The 12,782-nt window shown below is 48.3% G+C and carries 10 protein-coding genes; 8 read left to right on the top strand and 2 right to left on the bottom strand.

Annotated features, from left to right (window positions below; genetic code table 11):
• Positions 1-274: 274 nt before the first annotated feature.
• The 4 genes from accB to GT589_RS05970 are packed head-to-tail and all read left to right on the top strand — an operon-like array spanning position 275 to position 4,012.
• Complete coding sequence (gene accB, locus GT589_RS05985; RefSeq protein WP_293397472.1) at positions 275-748, top strand: acetyl-CoA carboxylase biotin carboxyl carrier protein; 474 nt, start codon at positions 275-277, stop codon at positions 746-748.
• 4 nt (positions 749-752) lie between these two features.
• On the top strand, positions 753-2,108 hold the full coding sequence (locus GT589_RS05980) for an acetyl-CoA carboxylase biotin carboxylase subunit (RefSeq protein ID WP_293397470.1): 1,356 nt from the start codon (positions 753-755) through the stop codon (positions 2,106-2,108).
• Between the two features lie 22 nt (positions 2,109-2,130).
• Positions 2,131-3,072 carry an acetyl-CoA carboxylase, carboxyltransferase subunit beta gene (gene accD / locus GT589_RS05975; protein ID WP_293397468.1) on the top strand — a complete coding sequence of 314 codons (942 nt, stop codon included), beginning with the start codon at positions 2,131-2,133 and terminating at the stop codon, positions 3,070-3,072.
• The gene (locus GT589_RS05970) at positions 3,062-4,012 is read left to right on the top strand and encodes an acetyl-CoA carboxylase carboxyltransferase subunit alpha (RefSeq protein WP_293397466.1); all 951 of its coding nucleotides are present in this window, start codon (positions 3,062-3,064) and stop codon (positions 4,010-4,012) included. The genes accD and GT589_RS05970 overlap by 11 nt, the downstream gene beginning before the upstream one ends.
• Before the next feature lie 129 nt (positions 4,013-4,141).
• On the opposite strand, the gene GT589_RS05965 is transcribed toward GT589_RS05970, so the two are convergent.
• On the bottom strand, positions 4,142-6,538 hold the full coding sequence (locus tag GT589_RS05965; protein WP_293397464.1) for a bifunctional diguanylate cyclase/phosphodiesterase: 2,397 nt from the start codon (positions 6,536-6,538) through the stop codon (positions 4,142-4,144).
• Positions 6,539-6,807: 269 nt separating this feature from the next.
• Between GT589_RS05965 and GT589_RS05960 the strand changes: the two genes are divergently transcribed.
• From GT589_RS05960 to sppA, 4 genes are all read left to right on the top strand, one after another.
• Entirely contained in the window at positions 6,808-7,005 is a 198-nt protein-coding gene (locus GT589_RS05960; protein WP_293397462.1) for a hypothetical protein, read from the top strand.
• 635 nt (positions 7,006-7,640) lie between these two features.
• On the top strand, positions 7,641-8,654 hold the full coding sequence (locus GT589_RS05955; protein ID WP_293397460.1) for a dihydroorotate dehydrogenase-like protein: 1,014 nt from the start codon (positions 7,641-7,643) through the stop codon (positions 8,652-8,654).
• Positions 8,655-8,756: 102 nt separating this feature from the next.
• Positions 8,757-10,052, top strand: coding sequence for an S-layer homology domain-containing protein (locus GT589_RS05950; protein WP_293397458.1), 1,296 nt, complete (start codon positions 8,757-8,759; stop codon positions 10,050-10,052).
• Positions 10,053-10,074: 22 nt separating this feature from the next.
• Complete coding sequence (gene sppA / locus GT589_RS05945) at positions 10,075-11,865, top strand: signal peptide peptidase SppA (protein ID WP_293397456.1); 1,791 nt, start codon at positions 10,075-10,077, stop codon at positions 11,863-11,865.
• Between the two features lie 81 nt (positions 11,866-11,946).
• On the opposite strand, the gene GT589_RS05940 is transcribed toward sppA, so the two are convergent.
• On the bottom strand, positions 11,947-12,363 hold the full coding sequence (locus tag GT589_RS05940) for a CvfD/Ygs/GSP13 family RNA-binding post-transcriptional regulator (protein WP_293397454.1): 417 nt from the start codon (positions 12,361-12,363) through the stop codon (positions 11,947-11,949).
• Positions 12,364-12,782 lie beyond the last annotated feature (419 nt).

Below are 12,782 nucleotides of genomic sequence, written 5' to 3'. Positions count from 1 at the left end.
AGGGGTTTTCACATGATGATTCTGAGCATAGCCACAGGGACGGTTCTCTTGTCTTTTTGGGCCAAGAGAACCGTCCCCCTGGCTTACGGATTCATTTCTCATGCCGTTTTGTGGTATAATGAGTTTCTGTGTGTCAATCAGAAATGCCGATAAGATTGAAAAAACCTGTGAAAATTGATATAATATTTTACATATGTCAAATTAGCACCAGATACTAAAATCAAGTCATGATTTCTCGGATAATCGAAATCATGCAAATTCGGAGGTAAAAACTGTGGATATTAAAGATATAAAAGAGCTAATACACGCGCTGGATGCCAGCAGTATACAAAAATTCGAAATGGAAGAAGGCAGCTTAAAGATAAAGATAAGCAAGACAGCAGAGGTTGCTTCAGCCGCTCCGGCTGCAGTATACCAGACTATCGAGGCTCCAAAAGCCGCCGTTGCAGCGTCAGCCCCAGCAGCGCCGGCAGCTGCGGTAGAAGCGGCTCCGGTTGCTGTTGCAGAAGATCTCTACATAGTCAAATCGCCTATAGTGGGAACCTTCTACGGATCTTCAAGCCCGGGAACTCCTGCGTTCGTAAAGGTTGGCGACAAGGTTGCCAAGGGTGACACGCTCTGCATAATAGAAGCCATGAAGATAATGAACGAGATAGAAAGCGAAGAAGCGGGCGAAATAGTCGAGATACTAGTTCAAAACGAGGATATTGTAGAATACGGTCAGCCTCTTATGAAAATCAGGAGGTAGACTTATGATAAGCAAGGTACTCGTTGCAAACAGGGGTGAAATAGCAGTAAGGATAATAAGGGCCTGTAAGGAGATGGGCATAAAGACTGTCGCCGTCTATTCGGAAATGGACAGGGATTCTCTTCACGTGCACATAGCCGACGAGGCGATATGCATAGGTCCGGCAATTTCGACAAAGAGCTATCTCAACATGGACAGCATAATAAGCGCCGCGCTAATCAAGGGCGCCGATGCCATACATCCGGGCTATGGCTTCCTCTCGGAAAACCCGACCTTCGTCAAAAGGTGCAGGGACGAGGACATAATATTCATCGGCCCTACAGAGGACCACATAATAAAAATGGGCGACAAGGCCCAGGCCAGAAAAACGATGATAGAAGCGGGGGTTCCCGTAGTTCCGGGAACTGAAGGCAGCATCACAGACGCCAAAGAAGCTCTTTTGGAGGCCGAGAAGATAGGCTTCCCTGTCATGATTAAGGCAGTAAGCGGCGGCGGCGGAAGAGGCATGAGAGTCGCCAGAAACAGGGACGAGTTCATAAAGGGCTTTAGCGTCGCCCAGTCGGAATCGGCCATGGCCTTTGGAGACAACTCCATGTACGTCGAGAAGCTCATTGAGAATCCAAGGCACATAGAGGTGCAGATAATCGCGGATTCTCACGGCAATGTAGTACATCTTGGCGAGAGGGACTGCTCGCTCCAGAGAAGAAACCAGAAGGTGCTGGAGGAAGCCCCAAGCGCGCTCCTTGACGATGACATAAGAAGCATGATGGGAGAGGCCGCTGTGAAGGGAGCCAAGGCTGTGGGCTACGTCAACGCCGGCACAATAGAGTTCCTGGTGGACAAGGACAAGAACTTCTACTTCATAGAGATGAACACGAGAATACAGGTCGAGCATCCCGTAACAGAGATGGTAACGGGCGTGGACATAGTAAGAGAGCAAATAAACATAGCCTCAGGCGAAAAGCTGTCCTTCACGCAGGAGGACATAAAGATAAACGGCCACGCCATAGAGTGCAGAGTCAACGCGGAGGACGTCAGCCACGGCTTCAGGCCATGCCCTGGAACGGTAAGCGACTTTTACTTCCCGGGCGGATATGGCGTGAGGGTCGACTCGCACATATACAGCGGCTACAGGATACCCCCTACGTACGACTCCATGATAGGCAAGCTCATAGTGTGGGGCAGAAACAGGCACGAAGCCATAAGCAGGATGAAAAGAGTGCTCGACGAGACTATCGTAATGGGCATTGAGACAAACATAGACTTCCAGAGGGAAATACTCAGCGACGAGTTTTTCGTGGAAAACAAGTTCGACACGGGCTTCATAGATAGAAAGATGTTCGGCGCAGGCCACAAATAAGAAACAGGCGAGGTGAATTGAATTGCTAAAGGACCTCTTTACTAAGAAAAGTCAAAAAAGCCATCATGAAAAAGGCTACGCTGTCATAAATGTTCAAAAGGAAAAGCCAGCAGACGAGCCGCAGGAAGCTCCAAAAGCTCAGGCGGAGCCGCAAAAGCCACAGGTGCAACTGGACGAGAATCACATGTCATGCCCTTCCTGCTCGGCGGTAATCGAAAAGCAGGCTCTATCAGACAATCTGGGAGTGTGCCCCGAGTGCTCTCACCACACAAGGCTGGGAGCCAGAAGAAGGATACAGATAACAGCGGATGCCGGCAGCTTCAGGGAGTATGACACAATCATAAGGACTGTCAACGCCCTTGAATTTGCAAGCTACGACGACAAGCTAAGGGACGCGGCCGAAAAGTCAGGCCTGGACGAGGCCGTAGTTACGGGAGAGTGCAAAGTCTCCGGCCAAAGCTGCGTTATTTGCGTAATGGACTCGCTTTTCATGATGGGCAGCATGGGATCTGTAGTCGGAGAAAAGATATCAAGAGCCGTGGAAAAGGCCATTGAAAAAAGGCTTCCGGTAGTCATATTCTCGACATCGGGCGGAGCCAGGATGCAGGAGGGCATGCTTTCGCTCATGCAAATGGCAAAGACCTCCGCGGCGCTCGGAAAGCTCGACGACGCGGGACTGCTGTATATATCCGTGCTGACGGACCCTACAACGGGAGGCGTTACTGCCTCTTTTGCGATGCTTGGCGACATAATAGTGGCCGAGCCTAAGGCGCTCATTGGCTTTGCAGGACCAAGGGTAATAGAGCAGACGATAAGGCAAAAGCTCCCTGAGGGCTTCCAAAGAGCCGAGTTCCTTCAGGACAAGGGCTTTGTGGACACTATTGTTGAAAGAGGCGACATGAAGGACTTCATAGGCAAGCTGCTTGCAATCCATTCTACTGGAGGTGAACTCGATGACAAGTAGGAACGAATTCGACGGGCCGGTACTCCAGCTGGAGGAGAAGATAAAGGAGCTCAAAACACTGGTGGAGGAGACAGGAGTCGACCTCTCGGGCGAGATAGAAATGCTCTCGAAAAAGGCCGCTTCAATGAAGGACGACATATACAAGCACCTTCAGCCGTCACAGAAGCTAAAGCTCGCAAGGCATCCTGAAAGGCCTACGACGCTTGACTACATCGAGAGGATAACAAGCGAATTCATAGAGCTCCACGGCGACAAGCTCTACGCCGACGACCGCGCAATAGTGGGCGGTCTGGGTATAATAGACGGCACGCCTGTGACTATAATTGGCCACCAAAAGGGCAAGGACACAAAGGACAACATAATGCGCAACTTCGGAATGCCCCACCCCGAGGGCTACAGAAAGGCGCTGAGGCTCATGAAGCAGGCCGAGAAATTCAAAAGGCCTATAGTGACTCTCATAAACACCCCGGGAGCCTTCTGCGGACTGGGAGCCGAGGAAAGGGGCCAGGGAGAGGCAATAGCCAGGAACCTGCTTGAAATGAGCAGGCTGAGGACTCCTGTCATAGCCATAGTAATAGGCGAAGGCGGAAGCGGCGGAGCGCTGGCGCTGGGCGTAGGCAACCGCATAGCAATGCTGGAGCACTCTGTGTACTCTGTAATATCGCCGGAAGGCCTATCGAGCATACTCTGGAAGGACGCCTCAAAGGCATCCGAGGCCGCAAGCATGATGAAGCTTACAGCACAGGACCTTATAGGGCTAGGCATAATAGACGACATAATAGAAGAGCCCCTGGGCGGAGCCCACAAGGATGTCGACCTCACGGCATCGAGGATAAAAGCGTATATAACAGGCTGTCTCGAAAAGCTCTCAGCAATGCGTGGAGAAGAGCTGGCGGAAGAGAGATACGAAAAGATAAGAAAAATGGGCAAGTGGATGTAGCGGTGCCAGTCACGAGCTTGTGAACATATTGCAAGCAACTTGTGCATTGACCATAATGAACATGATGAAATTGAAAAGGCAGCTGCCGAGCTAATCTGAAATTAGCTTGGCAGCTGCCTTTATTTGTTTTTATAGATTTGAATCAGCGTAGCCCGCCGTGAGGAACCTTTCCTCGAACTCCTCGGCCGGAACAGGCCTTCCCGTATAGTAGCCCTGAACCTTGTCGCAGCCTATGCTCCTTAGGAAATCCATCTGTGCGGCCTCCTCAACGCCTTCGGCTATTATGTCGAGGCGCAGGTTTTTGGCCATTGCCGTTATAGCATTAATTATAGATATGTCGTCGAGATTTTCAGGCACGCCGCTTATGAACGACCTGTCGATTTTTAGAGTCTGTATGGGCAGTTTCCTAAGCAGCGAAAGCGAGGAATACCCCGTTCCGAAATCGTCTATGGATGTTGTTACGCCCATTGCTTTGAGCTGCTCCAGGACGGAGATAGTGTGCTCCTCATTATATATGGCTATGCCCTCTGTTATTTCAAGCTGCAGAAGATGAGGCTTGAGCTGAGTTTCATCAAGAACCCTGCTCACCATTTCAACAAACCCAGGCTGTACAAACTGACAAGGCGATATATTGACGGCTGTCTTTATCTCAAGTCCCCCGTCATATAGCCTCTTGGCCTGGGTGCATGCGGTTTCAAGCACCCATTTTCCTATAGGAATAATGAGGCCGGAATCCTCGGCGAGCGGTATGAACTCGTTTGGAGGAATGCTTCCAAGTCTTGGATGGCTCCATCTAAGCAGAGCCTCCATGCCTGTGATATCCCCGGTGTTAAGCTCGAACTGAGGCTGGTAGTTGAGGGAAAACTCGCCATATTCAAGAGCCTTGTGCAGGTCGCTCTCGAGCGATGATTTTCTCGATACCTTATGACTCATGGACTTATTGAAGAATTGAACGTTGTTTTTGCCCTTCTCCTTGGCATGATACATTGCTATGTCGGTATATTTCATGAGCATTTCAGCAGTATCTCCATCATCCGGGAATACAGAAACACCAACGCTGATTGTGGCGTTTATCTCGTGGTTTTTCAATACAAAAGATTTCTTGAATGATTCGAGTATCCTGTTTGAAATATGCGATATTTCCGATTTGTCATGCGCATTCTCAATCAGCACTATGAACTCGTCGCCGCCTTGCCGGCAAACTGTGTCGGTATCCCTTACGTTCTCAAGCAGCCTTTTGGATACGGCCACAAGAAGCAAGTCGCCTACGTCATGCCCGAGAGAATCATTTATATTTTTGAACCTGTCAAGATCCAGGAAGAGCAAGGCAAGAATGCCGTCCTGCGCCTGGGCTGCTTCAAGGGCAGATTCAAGCCTGCGCATCAAAAACCTTCTGTTTGGAAGCTCTGTAAGCGGGTCGTGATTGGCTATGAAATCAAGCTCATTGTTTTTTCTGGATAATTCAATCGCCTGAATTTGCATCTTCTCCATGAGCAGCTTTATGTTGCCTGTAAGAGCCCCTGAAAAAAGAGAGGATATAAGTATGGCAATGAGCAGCGTAATTCCGCCGACAATGAGCACGTTGAAGAGTAGTGCGTGGGCGTCAGATGACAGTTCGTCCATATGTATGTCAGCCACCAGAGTCCAGCCTAAGGAATCTATTTTTTTGAACACTGCGAACTGCTTGTGCAGAATTCCGGAGTTGACGCATTTGAAGTTGACGCTGTTGGAGGTGCTTGAATTTATGGCATTCAGGATTTCGGTTCGAGGAATATTTTTATCCGGAAGCTGTCTGTCGGGATAGACCAGTATCCTGCCATTTTCATCAAGCAAATACGGATAATTCATTTTGCCTACATACATGCCGTTGAGCTTGTCTGATATTTCATTGAGCGAAATTTCTATGGCAAGGACACCGACTGGCTGTTTTTCAGAGTCATCGTCAGGATACACCGGAATTGCGGTCGTTACAAGTGTGTTGCCGGTCTTGGAATCCTTGAAGGGAGAATCCCAAATGATGCCGTTTTTAGCGATGGCTTTCTTGTACCAGCCCGCATCGGCAGGCTTAAAATCCTTTTCAAATGCTGTAGAAGGATAGGAGTAAAGCTTTCCGGATTCTGTAGCCAGATATATGCGATTTATGTCATTGTGAGAATTGAACAAATTTTTAAAATCGTCTATAAGCCATCTGGTCTTGACGGAGGTTCCCTGGTTATTGTTGTTTCCGTGAGGCGCCGATGGTGTTGCAGATGACACTGCATCGGGCTTTAATGCTGCCATGGTTACGCTTGGCTGCTTAGAGGTTTTTAGCATTGTTTTTTCAACCTCATTAAAGTATATGTTTATGGAATTAGCAGTTTCACCGATAAGCTGCTCTGTGTAAAGCTGAAGGTTTTTCTCGATAACTTGTATGGAATTCGAGTATGAAACAATCCCCACAATGGTCAATGGAATTACTATGAGCAGTGTGAAAAGAATAAATAGCCGATAACCTATCCATGATTTCAAATTCTCGATGCTTTTCATGAAATCCCCCTTCTAAGCACTACATGATATATGAATTGCAATAATACGCAATATCCGCATGTGACGAACTGGATTAGCAACAATCTGACTTTATTTAAAGACATTATAAACAAGTATTGCAAGTGTTTCCACAATGTTTTGCACAGTTTTGCAAAGTTTTGCACGGAAAGTTTTTTGAATTTTTCTGAAATTTCCGTGTTTAAAAAATATACAAGGAGGTATATAATAAAGTATAATAAAAAAACATACTTCGAGGGGGATGACGTGCTATGAACTGGATGACATTTATAGATGTTTTCAAAACAAAGACAAAGAATATATTAAAAATAGAGAAAGCTGACGTGAAGGCTGGTGCAAAATCAGGCAAAAGCGTAAAATGTAAGGACATGGGCAAAGTCATATACGTTGATTTCACAGCCCCAAGAAAAGTGAACTACAAAGAAGAGCAACTCAAAAAGCTGGTATAGAGCTAGAAACAGAATGCTGCAAGCACATAGCAGCTCCATATATCAATGATAATTAGAATCCCCACTGAATATTCCGGACGGGGATTTTTTGATTTTGTCTGAATGGCGCATTTTTCATAATCAAAAAAACAAAAAGGCCGACATTGATTTTTTTCAACATCGGCCTTTTACATTGAACTCTCATCTAAACTATTCATATTATGGTGGAATCGTCTCCCTTCGTTTTCGTGATTTTCGTATTAGGAGAATTATTTTTTATCTCCGAAGTTTTGGTTTGAAAATTGAACTCTATGGTGGAATCGTCTCCTTTCATATTGTATTAGGAGAATTATGGTTTATCTCCAGATTATCCTGTGTGGGTTCTGTCTGTTTTGGTGGTATCGACTCCCTTCGCTATGTATTTGGAGAATTATGGTTTATCTCCGCGAGTGTCTGTTGTCTTGCATGAATTCTGTGGTGGAATCAGCTCCTTTATTATTTTATGTATTAAATTTATACCTCCAAAATCGAAGTCTAAACACCAATCACAAAAAGCCTCTCCAACTATTTCTATAGCTTCTTTTTTTGCTTTGAAACCGCAAAACTGGGTAAGAAATATGTAATTGGAACGTGTATATTTCAAAGGAGGAATTTGGATGAAAAGGCTAAGCACGAACTTCATGGGCATACATCTCAAAAACCCTATAATAGCGGGTGCAAGCAACATCTCGGACAAGCTCGACAACATAAAAAGGCTTGAGGAGGCGGGAGTTGCCGCAATAGTATTCAAGTCGCTGTTCGAAGAGCAAATACAGCTTGAAAAGCTCGAGCTCGAAGCTGATCTTGAGGAGTACAATGAAAGGCACGCAGAAATGATAACTACCCATCCACACATGGAGCATGCCGGCATAGAGGAACATCTGGTCAAGCTGAGAAAGGCCAAAGAAAGCGTCAGCATACCTGTTATAGCAAGCCTAAACGCAATCCACGGCAAATCGTGGGTTGAATACGCAAAGAAGCTCCAGGATACTGGAGTTGACGGGCTTGAGCTGAACCTGTACTCGATTCCAAAGAGAGTGGACCTCGACGCCGCGTTCATAGAAAACGAGCATCTCGAAAAGCTGACGGAAATAAAGAGAGCCGTCAAAATACCGATATCAGTCAAGATAAGCCCGTTCTACACCAACATAATGAACGTCGTATACAGGATGTCAAAGGGCGGGGCAGACGGTGTTGTGCTCTTCAACAGGCTCTACGAGGCTGACATAGACGTAAAGAGCGAGACAACCAAGCTCGACATGACTCTGAGCTCAAGCGACGAGATGAGGCTGCCTCTTAGATACACAGGGCTTTTGGAAGGCAAGATTGCCTCCGACATATGCAGCTCAAGGGGCATATACACGGGCGACGATGTGCTCAAGATGTTGCTTGCAGGTGCCAAATGCGTCCAGACTGTAAGCGCAGTTTACAAGCACGGCTACAGGCATGTGGGAATAATGCTCGAGGACATAGTAAGATGGATGGACAGCAAGGGCTACGAGAACATAGAGGATTTCAGGGGCAAGCTCTCAAAGAGCAACCTCAAGGATCCTTACGCATACGAGAGGGCTCAATACGTGGATCTTCTCATGAGGCCCTTTGAATCACTAATAAAAGAGCCGATGAGATAGTAGTCGGAGTCATATAAGCTTGCAGGTGAATCCCGGCAGCATGCATTTCGCCTGCCGGGTATTTTATTTTGCAAGCAAATCCAAAGTAAGGCGGTGATGGTTTTGAAGAAGTTGACTGCAATCATAACAGCTATAATATTACTGGCGGTGCAAAGCCCTGCGTACGCCCTGGGCGAGGATACGGCATACCGACTCTCGTCAGAGGGCGCGGGCGAGTGGGGCATAATAGCCCAGTACAGCGCCGACGCGGGCGCGCCATCCAGCGCTCTTCCCCAGAGCCTTGAGACCAATTCTACATATGAGCAGGCAGTGTTCCTGATGGCATCAAAGGCAGTGGGCAGGGACGTGTCCGCAACGGCGGGCCTTATAAAGCGATCCCAGATGAAAAACGGCAAGCTGGCCGATTTCACTGACGGCACGGGCGAAAAGTCTGTAAGGGCCCACATATGGGGCATAATAGCACTCTACAGCGCATGGGACAACGGCTATGACAAGTCCTCGGCTCTAAGATGGCTAAAGACAAAGCAAAACTCCGATGGCGGATTCGGCTACGAGGCCGGCAAGCCCTCTGACATAAAGACGACGTCTGAAGCCGTGCTTGCGTTCAAGGCTCTGGGCATAGAGTCCGAGGAGGCTGCAGCCAGGGCGCTTGCATACGTGGAATCCAAGCTGCCGGCTGAAAAAAACGGCGAGAAGCTGGCATGGGCCTTCTTTGCAAAGCACAGCATGGGCAAGGAGGACCAGAAGCTCTATGAGAGGCTGCGAAGCTACGAGCTTCCGGACGGCTCGTATTCCCTGACATCAACCAACAAGACCTACAACTACGCCGCAACCTGCGCTGCGCTGCTGGCGCTCAAGGAATATGAGAACGGCTACTCGGTATTCAAAAAGCTCCACAACGCCGACATGTTCAAGGACCTAAGGCGCGGCGACTACGCATACAGTGAGGTAATGGAGCTTGTAAACAGGGACATAGCCTCGGGCTACCCGGACTCCACATTCAGGCCGAATCTCAGGGTCACAAGGGCTGAGTTCGCGAAATTCCTCGTTTACGCGCTCGGGTACGAGAATTCGCCCGCCAGGGAATCTATAACATTTAAAGACCTTGAAGAGCATTGGGCTGAAAAGATAGTATACACGGCAGTGGGCAAAAAGCTCATAAACGGCATAGGCAAGGGCATGTTCGCGCCCGACCAGAACGTGACGGGAGCGCAGATAGTCGCTATGCTCGTTAGGGCCAAGGGCCTCGAGGGAATAGCAGCCAGATTCGAGGGCGAGAAGTGGTACGACGGCTACGTAAGCGCAGCCATAAGAAGGGGACTCATATACGAGGGCTTCGATCCCGAGACCAACGCCACAAGGGCGCAGTGCGCCAAGGCTCTAAGCAAGCTCTACTAAACCATATACGTGGGAGGGAAACATGGCAGCCAGGATAATGGACATAGCAAAAACCTTCGGAATCGACATACTAAAAAAATTCTACAACCTCACAGTGACGCTCCTTGTAGTGGCGCTGGCGATGCTAATAATATACTGGGGCTTTAGCCTATTCTCATCAAGGGCCAAGGTGGTCAAGCCCGGGACCTACATCGAGGTGTCTCTGCCAAGCGACATAACCGAGAACCCCTACATGTACGTGCAGGACTGGCAGATACAGAGGCAGACAGACTTCTTCTCCATACTCGAAGCCATAGAATACGCCGCCACAGACAAGAACGTGGCGGGGCTCATACTCGACATGGATTCGCTGGGAATCCCTGCGCAGCAAATTGGCGAGCTGCGAGTCAGCATTGAAAAGTTCAAAAAAAGCGGCAAGAAGGTATACGCCGCAGGCGACGGGGCAGACGCGTCATCCTACAGGGCTGCGCTCCTCTCGGACTATATAGTCATGACGCCATCGCAGGCAGCAAGCTTCAGCATACCGGGCTACTACGCGGCCTACCCCTATTACAGGACGCTGTTTGACAAAGCCGGAATAAAGTGCAGCGTCCTCAGCACCGGGCCGTACAAGACATACGGCGAGACCTACGAGCGCGAGAGCATGTCAGAGGGCATGAGGCAGCAGATGAGCTCGCTGCTTGAGAGCAGATACGAAAGCCTCACAGACGACATAGCCTCATCAAGGGGCATCGAAAAGGAAAAGCTAGTCCAGATGATAGATTCAGGCGAGCTCTCCTTCATTAGCCCCGCAGATGCCAAAGAGAAGGGCCTTATCGACGAAACTATGCACTATGAAAGATTCCTGCGCACGCTCTCCCAAAAGGACGGCGAAAAGCCGCCCATAAGGGACATATCTGAATATGCCTCCCTGCCAAAGGTCAGCAAGAGCAAGGCGAGCGGCAAGGGCAGCATAGCCCTCATATACGCCGAAGGCAACATATACATGGACGATGTCAATCCCTCCATACTCAGGAAGGAATCGGTAATAACGCCGGTCGTCCTCTGCAGCCAGATAGAAAGCGCATCTGACGACGAGGACATAAAGGGAATAGTAATAAGGGTCAACTCCTCGGGCGGCTCGGCGCTTGCGTCCGATATAATCAGCGACTCCATAGCCATGGCCAGAGAGAAAAAACCCGTCTACATTTCTATGGGGCCCGTTGCGGCATCAGGAGGCTACTACATAGCCAGCCAGGCCGATAGGATATTTGCAGGCAAGGAGACGCTGACCGGCTCGATAGGCGTAGTCAGCGTAATCCCCACCTTCGAGGGCGTTTACGAGAAGCTGGGAGTGAACGTTGAAAGGCTCCAGCGCGGAAAGTACTCGGGCACAATGGACCTTTCGAAGAGCCTCTCCCCGGATGAAGAGGCCCTCCTGCAAAGGAGCATAGAAAACGTATACGCAGAGTTCAAGCAGAGGGTCTCAAGCGGCAGGAACATAGACCTGGAAACGCTCGAAGGCTACGCCCAGGGCAGAGTATGGACAGGCGATAAGGCGGTCGAGATAGGCCTTGTAGACGAAGTGGGCAACCTGGGCGACGCACTGGACGCCATGGCCAAAAAGACGGGCCTTGGAAGGTCTGACGTCACGCTCGTTGAAAGCGGAAAAAAAGACATGACGATGGCGCGCATGGTAAGGGACAACCTGGCCAGGCTTCAGGGAGAGCCGCTCAACATACAGGGCCCGGTAGAGGAGCTGCTGCTGGAATGCGAAAAGCTCCTTGAAATAAGGGAGGAGCCCCTCCTGCTCATGCCTTACGAGCTTGACTAGACAACATAACCGGCACAAAAGTAAAGACACAAAAATAAAAACCTCCAAATGGAGGTTTTTTATTTTATCCCGATATTGAAACTATTTTGAAGTTCTCTTGTTTAGAGCCGCCTGTCTTTCGTTGGAATCCTTCATCCACTTCTTGAGCAGATCGTCAAGGCCGCCACCGCCACCGCCGGCGCCACCAGCGTCGCCACCTCTGGCGTGCTGCTGATATTGCTGCTGCATAGGTCTTTGCCTTGGAGGCTCGGATTCAGCAGGCTTGGCATCCTTTATAGAAAGAGAAATCTTCTTTGACTGTTCATCAATTGTAAGAATCTTTACGTCCACTTCGTCGCCCACAGTAAGCGCCTCGTTTATATCCTTGAGGAAGCCGTGAGTAATCTGAGATATGTGGACAAGTCCCTGAGTATTGGCATCGAGAGCCACGAAAGCGCCGAAAGGCTTAATACCGGTAACTTTTCCTTTTACAATCATTCCAGGTTCAAATTTTGACATTATAACACTCCTATTATCATATAATTATATATAGTCTATAATATCATAAATACCAAAACATCGATAGGATAAACCGGAAAAGAGGATAAAATTTAACCTGAAGAATAAAAAATAGTTAAACATATGTCATAAAATTAAACTTTTATGTCTGGAAAGAGCTCTTCAAAGGCGGCCGATAATGCCACTTCTCCAGGCGCTGCATGCTGCGCAAACGTTGAAAACACAAAGTCACACAGAAATATCCGAAAAAAACAGAATGTTCTCAATAGAACAAATTAATTAAAAAAATAACAATCATAGAGAAATACTATTTCATTTTAGAGCGCATCAGGTATATAATCTTAGTTGCCGGTGAGACAAGTTTTGTATTCAGTATCATATATATGATTTTATTCTGATATTCTGGGTATCATGAAAAG

It is taken from the genome of Peptoclostridium sp., assembly GCF_009881055.1.
Taxonomy (GTDB): Bacteria; Bacillota; Clostridia; order Peptostreptococcales; family Peptostreptococcaceae; genus Peptoclostridium_A.
The sequence above is the reverse complement of the archived record's forward strand: the minus strand, read 5'-3'. Positions and strand labels throughout refer to the sequence as shown.